This window comes from Streptomyces sp. NBC_00523 (assembly GCF_036346615.1).
In the GTDB taxonomy this organism is placed as follows: Bacteria; Actinomycetota; Actinomycetes; order Streptomycetales; family Streptomycetaceae; genus Streptomyces.
Genome location: NZ_CP107836.1, coordinates 4,313,853 through 4,333,917, shown reverse-complemented (window position 1 = coordinate 4,333,917; position 20,065 = coordinate 4,313,853). Strand labels below are relative to the sequence as shown.

Sequence of the window (20,065 nt, the reverse complement as noted above, 5' to 3'; positions counted from 1 at the left end):
AGGCTGGTCGTATGACCATGAGCCCCCAGGTGCCCGCCCACGACGGGCCGCCTCCCGTCCGCTTCGCCTTCGGCCGGTGGACGTGGAAGGAGGTCGCGCACCTTCTTTCCAACCTGCCGACGGCGATCGCCGGTTTCGTCTACACGGTGGTGATGATCGCGATCGGCGTGGGCCTCGCGGTCACCGTCGTCGGTCTGCCGCTGCTGGCCGCCGGACTCCAGGGGTCCCGGCTGATCGGCCGCGCCGAGCGCGCCCGCGCCCGCAAGTTGCTGGGAGTCGTGGTCGAGGAGCCGAGCCCGCCGGCCCGGGGCCGCGAGGACGACGGGTTCTTCGTGTGGCTGTGGACCAGCCTGCGCGACCCGGTCGCCTGGCGGGCGGCCCTGTACTCGTTCGTACGGCTGCCGTGGGGCATCCTCACCTTCGTCGTGACCCTCGTCTGCCTCATCGTGTGGCCGGCGCTCCCCTATGCGGCACGGCTGATGGGCAACGCGGACCGGGCCATGGTGCGCGGGCTGCTCTCGCCCTCCGACGACCTGGAACGCCGCATCGCGGAGCTGGAGTCGGACCGGGGCGTGGTGGTCGACACGGCCGCCGCGGACCTGCGCCGCATCGAGCGCGACCTCCACGACGGGGCGCAGGCCCGCCTCGTCGCCCTCGCGATGGGGCTCGGCCTGGCCAAGGAAAAGCTGACGGACGATCCGGAGGCGGCCGCGCGCATGGTGGACGAGGCGCACGGCGAGGTGAAGGTCGCCCTCCAGGAGCTCCGCGACCTCGCCCGGGGCATCCACCCCGCCGTCCTCACCGACCGCGGCCTCGACGCCGCCCTCTCCGCGATCGCCTCGCGCTGCACCGTGCCCGTCTCCGTACGGGTGGATCTTCCGGGGCGCCCGGCGCAGGCCATCGAGGGCATCGCGTACTTCACCGTCTCCGAGCTCCTCCAGAACGTCAGCAAGCACAGCGGGGCCCGTACGGCGTCCGTCGACGTGTGGCGCTCGGGCGACCGGCTGCTGATCCAGGTCGGCGACGACGGGCGGGGCGGGGCCTCGATGGACGGCGGTACGGGCATGGCGGGGCTCGCGGAGCGGCTGGACGCCGTGGACGGGGTCTTCGTACTCGAATCGCCCGCCGGCGGCCCGACGACCGTCACGGCGGAGCTGCCGTGGCGCGACCGTGGAGCCGAGAAGAGCGCCCAGCGCGTGAAGGGGTAGGGAAAACCCCCGCTCCGAGACGGATACCGCCCTCATGGTGCGGCGGCGCCCCGCCCAGCACTCTTGAAGTACAGAACGCACGCACCTCCACAGACGCACGCACCTTCACGGACGCAGAAGAAACGGACGGAACCCCATGGCCACGGCATACGGACCGGACACACGGGACCCTCAGCGGTCGGGAAGCGGCCTCGGGAACCGTCCCTCGCGGCGGCACGTCCTGCCGGCCGCGCTGCGTGCGCCGCTGGAGGGCAGGACCTGGCGCGAGTTCCTCTACCTCCTGCTGAGCCTGCCGATCAGCATCGTGCTCTTCACCTTCGCGATCACCATGGTCTCGCTGGGCGCCGGGCTCCTCGTCACCTTCCTCGGCATTCCGGTGCTGGCGGGCGGCCTGGCGATGTGCCGGGGCTTCGGGATGCTGGAGCGGACCCGGGCGCGGACCCTGCTGCGGCTGGACGTGGCCGATCCGGCGCCGGTGCGCGGCCGCAAGGGCGGGCTGCTGTCCTGGACCGGCGCGGTCCTGAAGAGCGGGGTGTCCTGGCGGCACCTGCTGTACGCGCTGCTGCACTTCCCGTGGGCGGTCTTCGCGTTCTGCGTCGCGCTGACGCTCCAGGCGTGGGGCTGGGCGGCGCTCACCTACCCGCTGTGGCACTGGTTCGTGCCCTCGCACACCGGCGTTTCGGGCATCCAGCTGTACGGGGACACCCAGCACGAGGTCTACCTCGACTCGGGCGTCGATCTCGCGCTGACCGCCGGGCTCGGCCTCGGCATCGTCCTCGTCACCCCCTGGGTGATCCGGGGCCTGGCGACCGTCGACCGGCTGATGGTCGCGGGCCTGCTGAGCCCGTCCCGGCTGGCGGAGCGCGTCACGGAGCTGGAGTCGGACCGGGGTGTCGTCGTGGACACCGCGGCCGCCGACCTGCGCCGCATCGAGCGCGACCTCCACGACGGCGCCCAGGCCCGCCTCGTCGCCCTCGCCATGGACCTGGGCCTCGCCAAGGAGAAGCTGACGGATGACCCGGAGGCGGCCGCGCGCATGGTGGACGAGGCGCACGGCGAGGTGAAGGTCGCCCTCCAGGAACTGCGCGACCTCGCCCGCGGCATCCACCCCGCCGTCCTCACCGACCGCGGCCTCGACGCCGCCCTCTCCGCCGTCGCCTCGCGCTGCACCGTGCCGGTCACCGTGGAGGTGGACCTCCCGTCCCGGCCCGCGCAGGCCATCGAGGGCATCGCGTACTTCACCGTCTCCGAGCTCCTCCAGAACATCAGCAAGCACTCCGGGGCCACCCGCGCCTCGGTCGACGTGTGGCGCACCGAGGACCGCCTCCTGCTCCAGGTGACCGACGACGGGCGCGGCGGCGCCGACCTGGCGTCGGGCAGCGGGCTCGCCGGGCTCACCGAGCGGCTGGACGCCGTGGACGGCGTCCTCGTGGTCGACTCGCCGGCGGGCGGCCCGACGAAGGTCACCGCGGAGCTGCCCTGGCGCGGCTGACCGCGCATCCACAGCACGGCACCACTGGGGTCAACCCCGCGAACGCTCGCGACGTCAATGCCGTTACTGGGATGCTGGACGGCGTACGGGCCGTACCGGCGAGCGAGCAGTGGGGGAAACAGCGTCGTGGTGGAGGACAGGGTGCGCGTGGTCATCGCCGAGGATTCGGTACTGCTCCGGGAGGGACTGACCCGGTTGCTGACCGATCTCGGACACGACGTCGTCGCGGGCGTCGGGGACGCGGAGGCGCTGATCAAGACGATCGGCGACCTCGCCGGGCAGGACGCGCTGCCGGACGTGGTGGTCGCGGATGTGCGGATGCCCCCGACCCACACCGACGAGGGCGTCCGGGCGGCGGTGCGGCTGCGCCGGGACTACCCGGGGATCGGGGTGCTGGTCCTCTCGCAGTACGTGGAGGAGCAGTACGCCACCGAGCTGCTGGCCGGGTCCAGCCGGGGCGTCGGGTATCTGCTGAAGGACCGGGTCGCCGAGGTCCGGGAGTTCGTGGACGCGGTGGTCCGGGTGGCGCAGGGCGGGACCGCGCTGGACCCGGAGGTGGTGGCGCAGCTGCTGGGCCGCAGCCGGAAGCAGGACGTGCTGGCCGGGCTGACGCCGCGTGAGCGCGAGGTGCTGGGCCTGATGGCGGAGGGGCGTACGAACTCCGCGGTGGCCAAGCAGCTGGTGGTGAGCGACGGGGCGGTCGAGAAGCACGTCAGCAACATCTTCCAGAAGCTGGGCCTGGCCCCGAGCGAGGGCGACCACCGCCGGGTGCTCGCGGTGCTGACGTATCTGAACTCCTGACGGGGCTCCGGCCCCCTGGTCCGGCTCCCCCCGGCGCGCCCGGCCAGGAGAGCCGGGCGGCTGATGGATCATGACCGGGCGGTGCCGGAAAAGGGCTCCGCAGGCCATACGCCAACGTGCCGAATCGCGTCTCAAATTGCCGTCCATCATGTGATCTGCCAGAGGTAGGCGACCCCTACGGACGTAGGGTGGGCGGGGGACCTCCGGCGGGCCGGACGGTTCCGAGCCGCCGTGCCGAGGGAGGTCCAGTAAGTGACCAGCCAGGTCAGTAGCCCAGCCGAGCAGGCCGACGATGCCAGCGAGGCGACCGTAGGGGGACAGCGTGCCCCCCAGTCCGCAGCCGCAGGAAGCGGCGAGAAGGAAGTCCGCCGTCTGGACCGGGTCATCATCCGCTTCGCGGGTGACTCGGGTGACGGTATGCAGCTCACGGGTGACCGGTTCACCTCGGAGACGGCGTCCTTCGGGAATGATCTGTCCACGCTGCCGAACTTTCCGGCCGAGATCCGTGCCCCCGCAGGGACCCTGCCGGGGGTTTCGTCGTTCCAGCTGCATTTCGCCGATCACGACATCCTGACTCCGGGCGACGCGCCGAACGTGCTGGTCGCGATGAACCCGGCCGCGCTGAAGGCGAACATCGCCGATGTGCCGCGCGGGGCCGAAATCATCGTGAACACCGACGAGTTCACCAAGCGGCCGATGGCGAAGGTCGGCTACGAGACCAACCCGCTGGAGGACGGCTCGCTGGAGGCCTACAACGTCCATCCGGTGCCGCTGACCACCCTGACGATCGAGGCGCTGAAGGAGTTCGGGCTCTCCCGCAAGGAGGCCGAGCGCTCGAAGAACATGTTCGCGCTCGGGCTGCTGTCGTGGATGTATCACCGCCCGACCGAGGGCACCGAGACATTCCTGCGGGCGAAGTTCGCGAAGAAGCCACAGATCGCCGAGGCGAACGTGGCCGCCTACCGGGCCGGCTGGAACTTCGGCGAGACGACGGAGGACTTCGCCGTCAGCTACGAAGTCGCCCCCGCCTCACAAGCCTTCCCGACCGGCACGTACCGCAACATCTCCGGGAACCTGGCCCTGTCCTACGGGCTGATCGCCGCCGGCCGCCAGGCCGACCTGCCGGTCTACCTCGGCTCCTACCCGATCACCCCGGCCTCGGACATCCTGCATGAACTGAGCCGGCACAAGAACTTCGGCGTGCGCACCTTCCAGGCCGAGGACGAGATCGCGGGCATCGGCGCCGCACTCGGCGCAGCCTTCGGCGGTTCCCTCGCCGTGACGACGACGTCCGGGCCCGGGGTGGCGTTGAAGTCGGAGACCATCGGGCTCGCGGTGTCGCTGGAACTGCCGTTGCTGATCGTGGACATCCAGCGCGGCGGCCCCTCGACCGGGCTGCCGACCAAGACCGAGCAGGCCGACCTGCTCCAGGCGATGTACGGGCGCAACGGTGAGGCACCGGTCCCGATCGTGGCCCCGCGCACCCCGGCCGACTGCTTCGACGCCGCCATGGACGCAGCCCGCATCGCCCTGACCTACCGCACCCCGGTCTTCCTGCTCTCCGACGGCTACCTCGCCAACGGCTCCGAACCCTGGCGCATCCCCGAACTCGACCAACTCCCCGACCTACGCGTCCAGTTCGCACACGGCCCCAACCACGAACTCGCCGACGGCACCGAAGTCTTCTGGCCCTACAAACGCGACCCGCAGACCCTGGCCCGCCCGTGGGCGGTCCCGGGCACGCCGGGGTTGGAGCACCGGATCGGGGGGATCGAGAAGCAGGACGGCACCGGCAACATCTCCTACGACCCCGCCAACCACGACTTCATGGTCCGCACCCGCCAAGCCAAGGTGGACGGCATCCAGGTCCCCGACCTGGACGTCGACGACCCCGCCGAGGCGCGGACGCTGGTCCTCGGCTGGGGCTCCACCTACGGCCCGATCACGGCGGCCGTGCGACGCCTGCGGGCCTCCGGACGGAGTATCGCGCAGGCGCATCTGCGTCACCTCAACCCGTTCCCCAGGAATCTGGGCGAGGTGCTGGCGCGTTACGACAAGGTGGTCGTCCCCGAGATGAACCTCGGCCAGCTGGCCACCCTCATCCGCGCCAAGTACCTGGTCGACGCCCACAGCTACAACCAGGTCAACGGCATGCCGTTCAAGGCCGAGCAGCTCGCCACCGCTCTTGAGGAGGCCATCGATGCCTGAGACCAACGAACTGCTCCAACTGGTACCCAAGGCCGAGGCCAAGCAGTCCATGAAGGACTTCAAGTCCGACCAGGAAGTGCGCTGGTGCCCCGGCTGCGGCGACTACGCCGTCCTCGCCGCCGTCCAAGGCTTCATGCCCGACCTCGGCCTCGCCAAAGAAAACATCGTCTTCATCTCCGGCATCGGCTGCTCCTCCCGCTTCCCGTACTACATGAACACCTACGGGATGCACTCCATCCACGGCCGCGCCCCCTCCATCGCGACCGGCCTGGCCACCTCCCGGCGCGACCTCTCCGTCTGGGTCGTCACGGGTGACGGCGACGCACTGTCCATCGGCGGCAACCACCTCATCCACGCCCTGCGCCGCAACGTCAACCTCAAGATCCTCCTCTTCAACAACCGGATCTACGGACTCACCAAGGGCCAGTACTCACCCACCTCCGAACTCGGCAAGATCACCAAATCCACGCCGATGGGCTCACTCGACGCCCCGTTCAACCCGGTCTCGTTGGCGATCGGCGCGGAGGCGTCCTTCGTCGCGAGAACCGTCGACTCCGACCGCAAACACCTCACCAGCGTGCTCCGCGCCGCCGCCGACCACCCCGGCACCGCACTCGTGGAGATCTACCAGAACTGCAACATCTTCAACGACGGCGCCTTCGAAGTCTTCAAGGACAAAGACCAAGCCCAGGAAGCCGTCATCCGCCTCGAACACGGGCAGCCGATCGTCTTCGGCACGGACGGCTCCAAGGGCGTCGTACGCGACTCCCTCACCGGAGACCTCAAGGTCGTCCCGGTCACCGAGGACAACAAGTCACAAATCCTCGTCCACGACGCCCACGCCCCCAGCCCCACCACCGCCTTCGCACTCTCCCGACTCGCCGACGCCGACACCCTCCACCACACCCCCATCGGCGTCCTGCGCAGCGTCGAACGCCCCGTCTACGACACGACCATGGCCGACCAGCTCGACACCGCCGTCGAACGCCACGGCAAGGGAGACCTCGCCGCACTCCTCGCCGGCAACGACAACTGGACCGTCGTCGGCTGACGCCTAGCTCCGGAGCGCGCCGGACCTGCCCGCGAGGGGCGGGTCCGGCGCGCTTTTGCATGCCCTGACCAGTGCACTTTCTTTTAGTTAGCGCATTCCGTAAGGTGGTGCGCGAGAACGAAGCGAACAAACGAGGAGGAACCCCCCATGAGCATCGTCGTCACCGGAGCCACCGGAGCACTCGGCCGTCTCGTCGTCGAGCACCTGCTGACCGCCGTCCCCGCCTCCGAGGTCGCCGCCGTGGTCCGCGACAAGGAGAAGGCCGCCGGCCTCGCCGCCCGGGGCGTCGAGCTGCGCATCGCCGACTACGACCGCCCCGAGACCCTGAAGGACGCCTTCCACGCCGGTGACCGGGTCCTCCTCATCTCCGGCAACCAGGTCGGCAGCCGCGTCGCCCAGCACACCGCGGTCATCGACGCAGCCAAGGCGGCGGGCGTCGCCCAGCTCGCGTACACCGGGATCCTCGGCGGACCCGAGGCGGACTTCACGCTGGCCGACGAGCACCGCGCGACCGAGCAGCTGATCCTGGACTCCGGCCTGCCGTACACCTTCCTGCGCAACGGCTGGTACACGGAGAACCAGACCGAGAACCTGGCCCCGGTCCTGGCGCACGGCGCGGTCGTCGGCAGCGCGGGCGAGGGCCGTATCGCGTACGCCTCCCGCGACGACTACGCGGCCGCCGCTGCCGCCGTCCTGACCGGCGAGGGCCACCTCAACCGCGCGTACGAGCTGAGCGGCGACACCGCCCTGTCCTACGCCGACTACGCGGCCGTGGTCGCGAAGGTCACCGGCAAGGAGATCGTCCACAACGACGTCCCGGCCGCCGTCCACCAGGAGATCCTGACCGGCGCCGGGCTGCCCGAGGGCTTCGCGGCAATCCTGGTCGATGTGGACCAGGCCGTCCGGCGCGGGCGCCTGGCGGGCACCAGTGGCGACCTGGCCCGTCTGATCGGCCGCCCGACGACCCCGGTGTCCGACACGGTCGCCGCCGCGGTCGCCGCGCTCTGACCCGTACGCCACCCGGTGTCATGACCGTCTGGCGATACGGGCATGACACCGGGCCCCCGGCGGCGCTACCTTCATCTGGTTGACGGTCGTACGACCACACCCACCAGGAGGGGCCCGTGCAGGGGACGAATGAGCAACGGGCCGGACTCCTCTCCGGCTTCGCCGCGTACGGGATGTGGGGCCTCGTCCCGCTGTACTGGCCGCTGCTGAAACCGGCCGGGGCGGTCGAGATCCTGGCCCACCGCATGGTGTGGTCGCTCGGTGTGGTGGCGGTCCTGCTGCTGGTGCTGCGCCGGTGGTCCTGGATCGGCCCGCTGCTGCGGCAGCCGCACAAGCTGGGGATGCTCGCCATCGCGGCCTCCACGATCACCGTCAACTGGGGCCTGTACATCTGGGCCGTGAACAGCGGCCATGTGGTCGAGGCATCCCTCGGCTACTTCATCAACCCGCTGGTCACCATCGCCATGGGCGTCCTGCTCCTGGGCGAGCGGCTGCGCCCCGCGCAGTGGGCGGCGGTCGCCACCGGCGTCGTGGCGGTGCTCGTGCTGGCCGTCGGTTACGGGAAGCCGCCGTGGATCTCGCTGATCCTGGCGTTCTCCTTCGCGACGTACGGCCTGGTCAAGAAGAAGGTCGCCATGGGCGGCCTGGAATCGCTCACCGTCGAGACCGCCGTGCTCTTCCTGCCCGCGCTCGGCTATCTGATCTGGCTGGGCGCGCAGGGCACCTCGACCCTGACCTCCGAGGGCGCCGGGCACACCGCGCTCCTCGCTTCGACCGGTGTGGTCACGGCGGTGCCGCTGATCCTGTTCGGGGCCGCCGCGATCCGCATCCCGCTCTCGACCATCGGGCTGCTCCAGTACATGACCCCGATCGCCCAGTTCCTGCTGGGCGTCGCCTACTTCCACGAGGAGATGCCGCCGGAGCGGTGGGCCGGGTTCGCCCTGGTGTGGGTGGCGCTGATCGTCCTCACCTGGGACGCGCTGCGGACCGCCCGCCGCAACCGGGCCCAGGCGCAGGCGGCACGGCTGGCCGCGACGGCGACGGCCGCTCCGGCGAGCGCCGAGCGGATCGAGGCCGCACCCGGCACAACCCCGGGCGCCGGGACAGAATGCCGGTCATGACCTTTGAGTGGAAAGTCGTCATCGACGCCGTCGACCCGCACGCGCAGGCCGGCTTCTGGGCTCAGGCCCTCGGCTACGAGATCGAGGACAACAGTCCCCTGATCGAAAAGCTCCTGGGCGTCGGGGCCGTACCCGAAGCGCTCACCACCACCGCGCACGGCCGCCGCGCCTGGCTCGACCTGGCGGCGGTACGGCACCCCGACGACCCGTACGACGAGGAGAGCGGCGCCGGGCACGGCCGCCGCCTGCTCTTTCAGCGCGTCCCCGAGCCGAAGACCGTCAAGAACCGCCTCCACCTCGACCTGCACGCGGGCCCGGAGCGCCGCGAGGCCGAGGTGGCGCGGGTGGTCGGCCTGGGCGCGAAGGTCGAGCGCGAGGTCGAGGAGCCGGGGGGCCGGTGGACGGTGCTCACGGACCCCGAGGGCAACGAATTCTGCGTGCAGTAGACGTGGAAGGGGTGCCGGGCCCCGTGCCCCGGCACCCCGTCGCTCTCAGCCGACGAAGGTCACGTCCCAGTGGCTGCCCTCGTCCGCGTAGATGTTGCCGGACGGGGCGGTGTAGAGCGCGGCGCCGTCGCTGCGGGTGCCGGTGTGCGTGAAGGTGCCGGTGATGTGGCTGGTCAGGCACGCCACCCGCTGGAAGTCCAGCTTGTAGCCGTTGCCGTGGCTGTACGTGCCCGAGGCGTGCCCGGTCTCGGTGCCGCCGGTGATGGTGAGCGTGCAGCCGCCCACCGCCTGCTTCAGCGCGACCGCCCCGTTGGCCGTGGTGGCACGCAGCCCGTCGAACGAGGTGCAGGTGCTCTTGGTGCGGTCCGAGCAGTTGCCGGAGGAGACCCAGCCGATACCGGCCGCGTTGAACTGGGCGGCGGCCTGGGCGTGCGTCAGGGTGCCGCTGCCGCCGCCGGACCCGGACCCGGAGCCGGAGAGCAGCGCCTCCCAGGTGGCCGGGCCGGCGATGCCGTCGACCGGGCTCAGGCCCTTGGACTGCTGGAACGCGCGCACCTTCGCCTCGGTCCCGGCGCCGAAGGCCCCGTCCACCGTGAGCCCGCCGCCGTACTTGTTGAGCTGGACCTGAAGGGCCTTGACGGCCGAGCCGTTGCTGCCGTTGCTGACGGTCACGATGAGCTTCGGCCAGGAGGCGGGGCCGACCGCGCCGTCGGCGGACAGGCCGTTGGCGCTCTGGAAGCCGCGGACGCTGCTCACGGTGGAGGGGCCGAAGTCCCCGTCGGCGGTGGTGCTGTAGCCGCGCGCGGTCAGCAGGTGCTGGACGGTCGTGACGTCGGCGCCCTTGTCGCCGCTCTGCACGACGGGCCAGCCGGCGGCCTGGGCGGCCGGGACGATGAGCAGGGTGGCGAGGAGTGCGGCGAACACCGCGGTGAGGACGGACGCTGCGCGTCTCATGAACGTTTCTCCTGTGGGATGAGGTGCGGGAAGGGCGGGATTACGCGACGAGCCGGCTCCACGTGCGGGCGTCCACGACGCCGTCGGCGGGCAGCGACCGGGTCGTCTGGAACCGCGCCACGCTCGCCGCGGTCCCGGGTCCGAAGGCGCCGTCGACGTCCGTCGCGATGCCGTGCGCCGCGAGCTGGCGCTGGGCGGCCTCCACCGCCGTGCCGGAGTCGCCCTGCCGGGCGGGCGAGGCCAGTTGGTTCCAGGTCTGGAGGCCCGCCACGCCGTCCGGGGTCGCGGTCTCCTTCTTCTGGAAGGCGAGCACCGCGGCCTGGGTCGCGGGGCCGTAGTCGCCATCAGCCGTGAGCGCGGCGCCGCGCCCGTTCAGCAGGAGCTGGAGCGTACGGACGCGCTCGCCGGTGTTCCCGGTCGAGAGCACGGGCCACACCGCCGGGGCCGGGTCGCCGCCGACGCGGGCCGCGACGTCCTGGCGCAGCTGCGGCAGGAGTGCGTAGAGGCGGTCGCCGGGGCAGTCGGTGCTGTTGAAGTCGCGGTGGCCGTAGATCTGGTACGCGGGAATCCCGTACTGGCGGCAGATGTGCGCGCACAGCTCCACGAGGCGGGCGTACTGCTCGCCGCGTGGGTCGACCGTCATGTACGTGCCCTCGTTCTCGATGCCGACGGCCACGGTGTTCTGCCCGGTGCAGTGCGCCGACTCCACCTGCCGCGTCCCGCCCTGGAGCGCGGCGAGGCTGCCGTGCCGGCCCTCCGTCACGTACGCGCCCCGGCTGATCGTGAAGTGCTGCCCGGTGTCGATCCACCCCCGCTCGTCCATCTGGTCGTTCTGCATGATCCGGGCCAGCGAGAACGCCTGGTTCTGCGAGTAGTCCGTGCTGTTGGGGGTCGCGGTGTGGTGGACGATGATCTTCTGCGGCGGTGTGGCCAGGGTCTTCACCGGGCTGCTGGGCTGCCGGGCGCCCCAGGCCGCGCAGTCGGAGATCACGGGCCCGGTCGCGGCCCGCGCCCGCCCCGGCGCGGCGAGCGGCAGCAGCGCGGCGGCGCCGAGCGCGAGTGTTCCGGTGAGTACGGCCCGGCGGCGCGGGTGCGGGTGGGGTCGGTCGAGCGCGGTCATACGAGGTCCTTCGGCGTCAGTGGGTGGTGGGCAGGGCGGCGGAGCAGACGCTCTTCATGCCGGGTGCGTTGTCGGCGATGTAACGGAGCATCACGTCGCCCGTGTAGGGCCCGACGACACCGTCCGCGGTGAGGAAGACCGGGTCCCCGTGGACCGGGTCCACGCCCCAGATGTTGATCAGCTGGAACGTCTTCACGGCGGTCTCCGTGCGAGCCCCCCAGATGCCGTCGACCGTGATGTCGCCCTGCACGTTCGACACGTTGACGGCGGTCTGGACGCACCTGACGGCGGTTCCGGTGTCGCCGTACGCGACGTAACCGGCGCTCGTGGACGCCTGGGCCGGTCCGGCGAGGGCGACGGCGGCCAGCGCGGCTCCGGTGACGGCGGCGGCGCGGACGGCCTGGGGCAGCGTGGGCATGGGGCTCTCCTGAGGGGTGCGACGCCCCGGACGGGGCCGACACCGACGAACCTAGGAAGCCGTGCCCCCGTCCCTCCACGCTTTCCCGTCCCGGGAGCCCGGAGGGGCGGTCCGGGATGCGCGTGGGACGCGGCCGCACATGCGCTGACCTGCGGTGACAGGGGCGTACGGGGTCGACGCGCGGGCCCCCCGCCCGGGACGGCGGGACGGGGCCGCTGCGGGCCGCCGGGCGCTCAGGCCGCCGAGGGTGCCCGGTCCTCGATCGCGCGCAGGCGCAGCCCCCGGGCGCCGAGGACGGTGAGCAGGAGCACGACGACGGCTACGGCCGGGATGAGGATCGGGAAGGTGACCGGCTTGTGGCCGCCGAACGCGGCGACCAGGTCCTCGGGGTCGCGCAGGACCTCGAAGCGGTCGCCGGGGCGGGTGGCCGGGCCGCATTTCCTGAGCCCCTTGACCCAGAAGGTGTCCCCCCGCGCTTCGAGCTTGCAGGCGTCGTTGTCGCTGCCGGTGTACGCGGGGTGCCCGTGCTTCACCTCTACGACCGTGGCCATCACCCGCTCGCCCCGCAGGTCCAGGACCGCGCTGCGGAAGCCGTACGGGACTCCGATGACCAGGACCATCGCCAGCAGGAACAACGACACGACGCGCGCCACGGAGGGGATCGCGAGCGCGACCAGGACGGCCAGGGAACCGAAGAGGACCACCAGGTAGCCGGGCGCGTAGTAGAGCGGCCCGTTGTGCAGCAGGTCGTACCCGACCCCGGCCCCCGTCAGCGCGACCCCCGCACCGAACCCGCACACCGCCCCGAGGGCCCGAGGCCACCGGGGCGCCCGGAACTCCCCCCGCACCCGGTCAACCACCCGCGCAACCGCACCCATCCCGGCCCCCGTCGCAGACTTCACCCAACTCGCCTACCCAGGCTGGGAGTTCACATACACGGCATCACATGCCGAGGCTCCGCACGTACTCGTCGAACGGCACGGAACCGGCCAGCGCCACGCGTTGGTGCTCGACGAACAACGCCGGGTCCCCGTCGTGGACTTCACGGCTGATCTGCCGGCCGTCGGGGTCGTAGTTCATGAGGACCACCTCGGACCGGTCGAAGATCCAGAAGTCCTGCACGCCTTCCAGAGGGTTCGCCCGGTCGGTCACGTCCAGGATCCTGATCTCCTCCCCCGCCAGCGCGTGGGGCACGTAGTACTGGGAGAACTCGAAGCGCAGATGCGCCGAGAGCGGCCGGGTCACGATGTGCACACGCCCCTGCGAGCGCCCCTCGGCGACCAAGTTTCCGCGCCCGGCCGCGTCACCCCACGTCCGGCAAGTCCATCCGCGCCAGTCGCGCCGGGTCCGCCACCGCCGTGATGTCCGTGATGCGGTCGCCCGTGACCGTGAAGGTGAGGAGGGACTGCGGGGTGCCTTCCGGGGTGCGGGCGAGGATCGCGGGGAGGCCGTTGTACGTGGTCGGGTGGCCGTGGGCCGCGGCAGCCGCCACGCGGGCCCTCGTGGCCACCTCCGTCGCGCCGAGCACCACGTGCGTGCCGTCCGGGGTGTGCGCGGTCAGCTTCACCTCGGGGTGCAGGACCTCCAGCAATCGCTCGAACCGGCCCTCGCGCGCCGCCGCCAGGAACGCCTGGACCACCTCGCGCTGCCGCCGGTCCGGCCTCGCCGGCTGCTGGGCCCCCTGGACCTTCCGCCGCGCCCGGCTCGCCAGCATCTTCGTCGCGTCCGCCGACTTGCCCAGGATCGGGCCCACCTCCGCGAACGGCACCGCGAACACATCGTGCAGCACGAACGCCAGCCGTTCGTCCGGCCGCAGCGTGTCCAGCACCGTGAGCAGCGCGACCCCCACGGAGTCCCCGATCGCCGCCAGCTCCTCCGGCGCGGCGGTGCCGTCCGGCGTCACCACGTACTCCGGCCCGTCGTCGTACGACACCTCCGGGCGCCGCCGCCCCGACCGCAGCACGTCCAGGCTGATCCGGCCCACCACCGTCGTCAGCCAGCCGCCCAGGTTGTCGATCTCCCCCACGTCCTGCCGCGACAGCCGCAGCCACGCCTCCTGCACCGCGTCCTCCGCGTCCGCGTGCGACCCGAGCATCCGGTACGCGACCGCCCTCAGCCGGTCGCGGTGGGCCTCGAACGCCTCGGCCAACGTCATGGTTGTTACCTCCCTGGAAGCGGCTCCGTCATAGGGATGACGCGCACCGGCGCGGCAACGTAACCCTCCGAAGGAGCCATCCCCGTGGAAAACCGCCTCAAGGACAAGAACGCCGCCGACCCCGATGTCTGGACCGCCGTCCGCCACCTCCACCAGGCGATTGCCTCCGGCGGCGTCGGCCCCAGGATCCTCGCCCTCGTCCACCTGCGCGTCAGCCAGATCAACGGCTGCTCGGCCTGCGTCTTCGCCGCCGTCGCCGCAGGCAAGAAGGCCGGTGACACCGACGAGCGACTTCACACCGTCGCGGCCTGGCGCGAAGCGCCCTTCTATACGGACGCCGAGCGCGCCGCGCTGGCCCTCGCCGAGGGAGCCACCCGCCTCCAGGACGGCGCCCCAGGCGTCACCGACGAAATCTGGGACGAGGTCTGCGCCCAGTTCACGGAGCAGCAGATCGGTGCCCTCAACCTCGAAATCGCCCTGACCAACTTCTTCAACCGCATCAACCGCACGATCAAGGAACCCGCCGGAAAGACGTGGGGCTGAGGCCCGCGTGCTCCGCCTCCACGTGGCGCCTGCGCAGCACCCGGGCGTCCGTCTCCCGGCTCCCGTCCCGCTCGCTCCGGGCGACGGCCTCTTCGAGGTCGAACTCCTGGCACGTGCGGCACGGTTCGGGTTCCTCCGGGGCCGGGGCGCTCACGCGACCTCGCCCCGGCTGCGGGCGTTCTCCCTGGCGGTGCGTGCGGCGAGCCGTTCGGCGGGGGTCGCGTCCCGGGTGTGCTCGGGCCGCACCTCCCACTCCGTGCCGCCCTTCGGCGACCGGAGCGTCCAGTAGGGGCCGGCGACCCCTCGGAACTCCCCCACCAGCGGCTGATCCCAGCGCCCGACGTCCACGATGATCGTCCCGATGGCCGGAACCTGTTCCTCTGCGGACACAGCAGTGCCTCTCCGTAGTCGTTCCACTACCAAGCGGACTCAGCGTGACCTAGAGTGCGGATGTCCTCAACTTGCACGATTCGCACGGAGAGTTGGGCGGTGGGTCATGAACCGCAAGCAGCTGAATCCCGAGGATTCACCGGTCGCCGCCTTCGGCGAGCGTCTTCGCAGGTTACGAGACGAGCGCGGGTGGACCCAGGATGAACTGGGGGAGATCATGGGGTACTCGGGGACCCATATTTCCGCCGCCGAAACTGGTCGCCGATCCCCAACTCCCCGCTTCGCGAACAGAGCTGACAGGGCCTTCGGGACCGGAGACATGTTCGAGCGCCACGCGCGCACGGCACGGGACACAGCCCTTCTGGAGGGCTTCCCGGAGTACATGGGGCACGAGGCCCGGGCCGCCGAGATCCGGCTCTACGAGGTGGGCGTCATGCCCGGCCTGCTTCAGACCCCGGAGTATGCGACGGCCCTGGCGGAGAGCGCCGTAAAGCGAGGCACGATCACACCCGACCAGGCGCTTCAGCGAGTGGAGCTCGTGGCGCAGAGGCAGGCATCCTTGCTGCGCCCAAATCCGCCACTGGTGCTGGTGGTTCTCGACGAGAGCTGCCTCCGACGCCCCGTCGGCGGACCAGACACCATGAACGCCCAGCTGGACCGCCTTCTGGAGTTCGCGGAGCTGCCGAACACCGTCTTCCAGATCGCCCCGTTCACCATGGGGGTCCGCCGCCCGTTCGACCTGCCGCTCTACATACTGACGATGCCTGATCGGTCACTGGTGTCCTACGCCGAGTCGGCGCAGCAGGGCCACCTTGAGCGGGAAAGCACGTTAGTGCTACCGCTGCTGACGGCCTACCATCAACTTCAGGCCGAGTCGGACTCTCAGTCAGCGTCCGTGGCCATGATCGAGCAGTTGCGAAAGGGCACTCCGTGACGACCGAATCACCCCGCTGGCACACCTCCTCGCACAGCAACAACGGCGGCGCCTGCGTCCAGGTCGCCACCAACCTGGTTCCGGCCACCGGCACCGTCCCGGTCCGGGACTCCAAGAACCCGACCGGCCCCGCCCTCGGCCTCAGCGCCGACGCATACGCGGCCTTCGTTACGGGCATCAAGGACGGCGGGTTCAACACCCTCTGATCCGCCCTACGAAGGGAAGCCCCGTGGCCGCCGAAACCCCCCGCTGGTACACCTCCTCGTACAGCGACAACGGCGGCGCGTGCGTCGCGGTCGCCACCAACCTCGTCGCCTCCACCGGCACCGTCCCCGTCCGGGACTCCAAACTCCCGGACGGGCCCGCCCTCGGGCCCCGGGCCGACGTCTTCGCCGCCTTCGTCGCGGGCGTCAAGCGCGACGCGTTCGGCACGGCCTAGTCGAGCCCGGCCCCGCTGATCCGGCGCAGCATGTCCAGGAACCGGACCCGCTCGTCGGGGCCCAGGCGGGCCAGCAGTTCCGCGTTGGCGCGGTCGCCCGCCGCCGTGCACTCCTCCAGGCGGCGGCGCCCCGCCGCCGTCACGCTCACCGCGTTCTTGCGGCGGTCGTTCGGGTCCGGGGCGCGGACGATCAGGGACTCTTCCTGAAGGTCGTTCAGGATGCCGACCAGGTCCTTCGGGTCGAGCGCGACCGCGCGGCCCAGGTCGGCCTGGGCGACCGGTTCCAGGTCCTCGGCCGCCGCGAGCACCACGTGGTGCCACATCTTCATGCCGTGCGCGGCCAGCGCATCCGCCACCAGGGACCGGCCCCGCGCCGCCGCCCGGCCCAGGAGCCAGCTCGGGAGCGGGCGGATGCGGCTCGGGGCCGTCGTCGCTGCTGCCTTGTCTGCCATGCCTCGCATCGTAGCGAGTAATCGTTGGACTTCCCTACGACTTTCCTCCTATCGTTGGTGCTCCCAATGAAAGCCCTCTCGGTCGGAGGTCCTCGCCATGCGGCGCATTCGGTACGAACACAGCGGCGGGCCCGAGGTGTTGTTCGAGGAGGACGTGCCCGTTCCCACGCCCGGCCCCGGCGAACTCCTCGTCAAGGTGGAGGCGGTCGGCGTCACCCTCCCGGTGGTGCGGAAGGTGCGCGAGAACCGGGAGCCCGTCCCACTCGGCGGCGAGGTCGCCGGGGAGGTGGTCGCGCTCGGGGACGGGGTGGACGCGCACGCCGTCGGCGACCGGGTCACCGGTCTCTGCTTCGGGCACGGGTACGCCGAATACGCCGTGCTCCACCAGGCCATGGCGTCGGCCGTCCCCGCCGGGGCCACCGCCCAGGACGCCGTCGCGCTCGTCCGCAGCGGGGTCGTCGCGCTGGGGGCGCTGGAGTCCGCGCGGCCGGAGAAGGGCGAGTCGGTCCTCGTCACAGCAGCCGCGAGCGGCGTCGGGCACCTGGCCCTCCAGCTCGCCCGGATCCGGGGCGCGCCCCGGGTCGTCGCGGCCGTGGGCGATCCGGCGAAGGCGGACTTCGTGCGGTCGCTCGGGGCCGACGAGGTGGTGACGTACAAGGACGAGAGCTGGGGCGAGCCCTGCGACATCGTGCTGGACGCGGTCGGCGGCGACCTCCTCCCCCGCGCCGTCCTCGCACTCACCCCCGGCGGCCGCCTCGTCGCGTACAGCTCGGGCGGCGGCACGATCGACGCGTACGACCTCCTCGTCGGCGGCAAGTCGGTCATCGGCTTCCAGGTGGCCCACATCGCCCGGACCCGGCCCGCGCGCTACGCCGCCTGGATCGCCGAGCTGTGGGCGCTGCACGCGGAGGGCACCCTGCGCCCCGCCGTTCACGCGGCCCACCCGCTGGCGGACGCGGCCCTCGCCCACGCGACGATCGAGAACCGCCTCAACCGCGGCAAGGTCGTCCTGACGGTCCCGTAGCCGCTCTACCCCACGCCCCCGCCCCGCCACAACTCCGCCGGGGCTCCGGAAGCGGGCGCCTACGCTTGCTGCCATGCCCATCCCACCCGCATATGCCCTCGTCGCGACCGACCTGGACGGCACCCTGCTGCGCGGCGACGACACCGTCAGCCCTCGCACCCGCGCCTCGCTCGCCCTGGCCCGCGCTGCGGGCGCCCGCCACCTCGTCGTCACCGGGCGGCCCGTGCCCGGCGTGCGGGAGCTGCTGGACGGACTCGGGTACGAGGGGCTGGCCGTCTGCGGTCAGGGGACGCAGGTGTACGACGCCGGGGCGCGGCGCACCGTGCGGGCCGTCACGCTCGACCGGGAGGCGGCCGGGGCCGCGCTCGGGAAGATCGAGGCCCAGGTGGGACAGGTCTTCGCCGCCGTCGACCAGGACGGGGCCGCGGGGCGCACGCTCATCGAGCCCGGCTACCGGCTGCCGCACGCCACGCTCCCCGCACAGCGCACCCGGCACCGGGACGAGCTGTGGGCCGAGCCCGTCATCAAGGTGCTCATCCGGCACCCCGAGCTGAGCGACGAGGCGCTGACCGCCGAGGCCCGCGCGGTCGTCGGAGACCTCGCCACGGTGACGCACTCGGGCCCCGGAACCGTCGAGCTCCAGCCGTACGGCATCGACAAGGGCGCCGGAATCGCGCTCGCCGCCGAGGAGCTGGGCGTCGACCCGCGCACCGCCATCGCCTTCGGCGACATGCCCAACGACCTGCCGATGTTCCGCAGCTGCGGCTACGGCGTCGCCATGGGCAACGCCCACCCGGAGCTCCGCGCGGCGGCCGACGAGGTGACGCTCTCCAACGAGGAGGACGGGATAGCGGTCGTCCTGGAACGCCTCTTCGGCTGAAGCGCCGGCCGGCCCCGGCGGCGACCCCGTCGCCTTCGTGGTGACCAACGTCCCCTTTGTCCTCCCATATGGCATCTTGCAATTGATATCCAACGGAATGTCAAATGCAATGCCAAATACCCATTCCTGCGCAGTGGCCGAAAGGAAAGGCCTGGCAAAGTGTGTACGGGTTGGGATACTCTCCACACGCCAAGGTCACTTGGTGCTTACACCTAGGGGGGGGAATGAAGATTTCCATAGGACTTGTCGGCGTCAGCGCCGCCCTTCTCGTCGCAACCGTGGCTGCGCCCACGGCATCGGCGAGCGAAGGAACCGCTTCGGCAGGCAGTGCGCCGGTCGCGACCGTGAACATTCAGGGGGTCACGGTCGACAAGCAGGCGAACGACGCGACAAAGGAAATCATTGCGGCCGACGCAAAGGTTGCCGCGGCTTCCGCCAATGTGTGCGGAGCGGGCTACACCATCTCCGTCAGCGCGGCCCGCTACGGAACGTACGGCACGACGTACACGTGGACGAACGGGAAGACCACGGGGAGCAGCTACTACGACAAGCCGATCTGTGCCGTGTTCTTCAACGACACCGGGGTCGCGCACTCGATGCGGCTCAAGCTGTCGGACAACTACACCGCCACTCCGGACGTCGAGGACTCGGGAACCTTCAGCAGCTACGCCGGTCCCCTCTATCAGGACCGTGGATACTGCGGGCAGACGTACTCCTACATGAAGGTCGGCACCAAGGTAGTGGTTGACAACTACCTCGGCATCGGCGCGTGCAACTGACGCCATTGCGCCGGGATCTGCTGCGCCCCGCAGTCTGGGGCGCAGCAGCGCTCGTTGCCGCGCTGACCACGGGGTGCTCGAATTCCAGTCCCCCCTCTGCCCCGCCGCCCTCCATGAGCCCGCCGGTTTCCGCCGGGCCGAGCGACGCGCAGAGCGCCCCAGTCGCGGAGGCGGGTCCGGAGGACGATCCGGAGCAGGACCCGCGGGAAAGCCCGGAGCCGTCGCCGGTTATCAGTCATGCGGGGAGGACGAAGGTCGTCACCGTTGGCGACGTGGAGGTCCGGGCCACTCGCAGCGAACTCGGATTCAACGTCGCCTGCAACATCACCAATCATCGAAGTTCGACACTCAATCTCAAGGTCACCGTCAGCATAGGCGATGGCAAGGAGTGGGTGAGGACCACGAATTTCGACTTCCCGAACCTGGCCCCCGGCCGGACGGGAAGAGAAACCACGACCGTCATGGGCGATTTCCCTGACGGCGAATCTCCGGACGACCCAAAGATTTACATCGATTCGGTCATAGGGTACTGACCCTGCCCACGCGGAGTCGGCCGGATTTCTATGCGGAGCAGATACGCGTTGCCCAGTGCACGCGCCGCTCCTTTTCGCGATGGAGATATGAGAATCCCTGGTCGGATAA

23 protein-coding genes and 1 pseudogene are annotated in these 20,065 nt (G+C 71.0%); 16 read left to right on the top strand and 8 right to left on the bottom strand.

Going from position 1 to position 20,065, the window contains the following annotated elements:
* Nucleotides 1-11 precede the first annotated feature (11 nt).
* The 8 genes from OHS17_RS19725 (at nucleotide 12) to OHS17_RS19690 (ending at nucleotide 9,335) form a co-directional block, all read left to right on the top strand.
* Nucleotides 12-1,208: a sensor histidine kinase gene (locus tag OHS17_RS19725; RefSeq protein ID WP_330313255.1), complete on the top strand. Its 1,197-nt coding sequence runs from the start codon at nucleotides 12-14 to the stop codon at nucleotides 1,206-1,208.
* 136 nt (nucleotides 1,209-1,344) lie between these two features.
* Nucleotides 1,345-2,700, top strand: a complete 1,356-nt coding sequence (locus OHS17_RS19720) for a sensor histidine kinase (RefSeq protein ID WP_330313254.1) — start codon at nucleotides 1,345-1,347, stop codon at nucleotides 2,698-2,700.
* Between the two features lie 141 nt (nucleotides 2,701-2,841).
* Complete coding sequence (locus OHS17_RS19715) at nucleotides 2,842-3,501, top strand: response regulator transcription factor (RefSeq protein WP_026171285.1); 660 nt, start codon at nucleotides 2,842-2,844, stop codon at nucleotides 3,499-3,501.
* 252 nt (nucleotides 3,502-3,753) lie between these two features.
* Complete coding sequence (locus OHS17_RS19710) at nucleotides 3,754-5,709, top strand: 2-oxoacid:acceptor oxidoreductase subunit alpha (protein ID WP_330313253.1); 1,956 nt, start codon at nucleotides 3,754-3,756, stop codon at nucleotides 5,707-5,709.
* Entirely contained in the window at nucleotides 5,702-6,760 is a 1,059-nt protein-coding gene (locus tag OHS17_RS19705) for a 2-oxoacid:ferredoxin oxidoreductase subunit beta (protein WP_330313252.1), read from the top strand. Before OHS17_RS19710 ends, OHS17_RS19705 begins: the two co-directional genes overlap by 8 nt.
* 147 nt (nucleotides 6,761-6,907) lie before the next feature.
* The gene (locus OHS17_RS19700) at nucleotides 6,908-7,768 is read left to right on the top strand and encodes an SDR family oxidoreductase (RefSeq protein ID WP_330313251.1); all 861 of its coding nucleotides are present in this window, start codon (nucleotides 6,908-6,910) and stop codon (nucleotides 7,766-7,768) included.
* A 116-nt stretch (nucleotides 7,769-7,884) separates the two neighbouring features.
* On the top strand, nucleotides 7,885-8,889 hold the full coding sequence (rarD, locus tag OHS17_RS19695; protein ID WP_330313250.1) for an EamA family transporter RarD: 1,005 nt from the start codon (nucleotides 7,885-7,887) through the stop codon (nucleotides 8,887-8,889).
* Complete coding sequence (locus OHS17_RS19690; RefSeq protein ID WP_330313249.1) at nucleotides 8,877-9,335, top strand: VOC family protein; 459 nt, start codon at nucleotides 8,877-8,879, stop codon at nucleotides 9,333-9,335. The genes rarD and OHS17_RS19690 overlap by 13 nt, the downstream gene beginning before the upstream one ends.
* A gap of 45 nt (nucleotides 9,336-9,380) precedes the next feature.
* On the opposite strand, the gene OHS17_RS33910 is transcribed toward OHS17_RS19690, so the two are convergent.
* From OHS17_RS33910 to OHS17_RS19655, 6 genes and pseudogenes are all read right to left on the bottom strand, one after another.
* A complete protein-coding gene (locus OHS17_RS33910; protein WP_383168780.1) occupies nucleotides 9,381-10,289 on the bottom strand; it encodes a peptidoglycan-binding domain-containing protein in 909 nt (302 codons plus the stop codon).
* A gap of 40 nt (nucleotides 10,290-10,329) precedes the next feature.
* A complete protein-coding gene (locus OHS17_RS19675; protein ID WP_330313248.1) occupies nucleotides 10,330-11,409 on the bottom strand; it encodes a peptidoglycan recognition protein family protein in 1,080 nt (359 codons plus the stop codon).
* A 16-nt stretch (nucleotides 11,410-11,425) separates the two neighbouring features.
* The gene (locus OHS17_RS19670) at nucleotides 11,426-11,827 is read right to left on the bottom strand and encodes a peptidoglycan-binding domain-containing protein (protein WP_330313247.1); all 402 of its coding nucleotides are present in this window, start codon (nucleotides 11,825-11,827) and stop codon (nucleotides 11,426-11,428) included.
* A 233-nt stretch (nucleotides 11,828-12,060) separates the two neighbouring features.
* Nucleotides 12,061-12,627 carry a hypothetical protein gene (locus OHS17_RS19665; RefSeq protein ID WP_330313246.1) on the bottom strand — a complete coding sequence of 189 codons (567 nt, stop codon included), beginning with the start codon at nucleotides 12,625-12,627 and terminating at the stop codon, nucleotides 12,061-12,063.
* Between the two features lie 142 nt (nucleotides 12,628-12,769).
* Nucleotides 12,770-13,108 (bottom strand): annotated as a pseudogene (locus OHS17_RS19660) (DUF6879 family protein); the annotation flags it as partial.
* Between the two features lie 22 nt (nucleotides 13,109-13,130).
* On the bottom strand, nucleotides 13,131-13,982 hold the full coding sequence (locus OHS17_RS19655; protein WP_330313245.1) for a sigma-70 family RNA polymerase sigma factor: 852 nt from the start codon (nucleotides 13,980-13,982) through the stop codon (nucleotides 13,131-13,133).
* An 84-nt stretch (nucleotides 13,983-14,066) separates the two neighbouring features.
* Here OHS17_RS19655 and OHS17_RS19650 point away from each other — a divergent pair, with 84 nt between their 5' ends.
* Nucleotides 14,067-14,525 (top strand): carboxymuconolactone decarboxylase family protein, encoded by a 459-nt coding sequence (locus OHS17_RS19650; RefSeq protein WP_330313244.1) that lies wholly within the window; start codon nucleotides 14,067-14,069, stop codon nucleotides 14,523-14,525.
* Between the two features lie 150 nt (nucleotides 14,526-14,675).
* Here the strand turns inward: OHS17_RS19650 and OHS17_RS19645 are convergent, their stop codons facing one another.
* Nucleotides 14,676-14,915, bottom strand: a complete 240-nt coding sequence (locus OHS17_RS19645) for a hypothetical protein (RefSeq protein ID WP_330313243.1) — start codon at nucleotides 14,913-14,915, stop codon at nucleotides 14,676-14,678.
* A gap of 106 nt (nucleotides 14,916-15,021) precedes the next feature.
* On the opposite strand from OHS17_RS19645, the gene OHS17_RS19640 reads away from it, so the two are divergent.
* From OHS17_RS19640 to OHS17_RS19630, 3 genes are read left to right on the top strand one after another with little or no spacing between them, the layout of a single operon-like run.
* Complete coding sequence (locus OHS17_RS19640) at nucleotides 15,022-15,849, top strand: helix-turn-helix domain-containing protein (protein ID WP_330313242.1); 828 nt, start codon at nucleotides 15,022-15,024, stop codon at nucleotides 15,847-15,849.
* Nucleotides 15,846-16,055, top strand: a complete 210-nt coding sequence (locus OHS17_RS19635; protein WP_330313241.1) for a DUF397 domain-containing protein — start codon at nucleotides 15,846-15,848, stop codon at nucleotides 16,053-16,055. The genes OHS17_RS19640 and OHS17_RS19635 overlap by 4 nt, the downstream gene beginning before the upstream one ends.
* 23 nt (nucleotides 16,056-16,078) lie before the next feature.
* Nucleotides 16,079-16,288, top strand: coding sequence for a DUF397 domain-containing protein (locus OHS17_RS19630; RefSeq protein ID WP_330313240.1), 210 nt, complete (start codon nucleotides 16,079-16,081; stop codon nucleotides 16,286-16,288).
* On the opposite strand, the gene OHS17_RS19625 is transcribed toward OHS17_RS19630, so the two are convergent.
* Entirely contained in the window at nucleotides 16,285-16,749 is a 465-nt protein-coding gene (locus OHS17_RS19625; protein WP_330313239.1) for a MarR family winged helix-turn-helix transcriptional regulator, read from the bottom strand. The two genes, OHS17_RS19630 and OHS17_RS19625, sit on opposite strands and share 4 nt — an antisense overlap.
* An 88-nt stretch (nucleotides 16,750-16,837) precedes the next feature.
* Between OHS17_RS19625 and OHS17_RS19620 the strand changes: the two genes are divergently transcribed.
* From OHS17_RS19620 to OHS17_RS19605, 4 genes are all read left to right on the top strand, one after another.
* Nucleotides 16,838-17,764: a quinone oxidoreductase family protein gene (locus tag OHS17_RS19620; RefSeq protein WP_330313238.1), complete on the top strand. Its 927-nt coding sequence runs from the start codon at nucleotides 16,838-16,840 to the stop codon at nucleotides 17,762-17,764.
* 73 nt (nucleotides 17,765-17,837) lie between these two features.
* A complete protein-coding gene (locus tag OHS17_RS19615) occupies nucleotides 17,838-18,644 on the top strand; it encodes an HAD family hydrolase (protein WP_330313237.1) in 807 nt (268 codons plus the stop codon).
* Between the two features lie 224 nt (nucleotides 18,645-18,868).
* Nucleotides 18,869-19,423, top strand: coding sequence for a hypothetical protein (locus OHS17_RS19610; RefSeq protein ID WP_330313236.1), 555 nt, complete (start codon nucleotides 18,869-18,871; stop codon nucleotides 19,421-19,423).
* Nucleotides 19,414-19,956, top strand: coding sequence for a hypothetical protein (locus tag OHS17_RS19605; RefSeq protein WP_330313235.1), 543 nt, complete (start codon nucleotides 19,414-19,416; stop codon nucleotides 19,954-19,956). The genes OHS17_RS19610 and OHS17_RS19605 overlap by 10 nt, the downstream gene beginning before the upstream one ends.
* The last annotated feature ends 109 nt before the right edge of the window (nucleotides 19,957-20,065 follow it).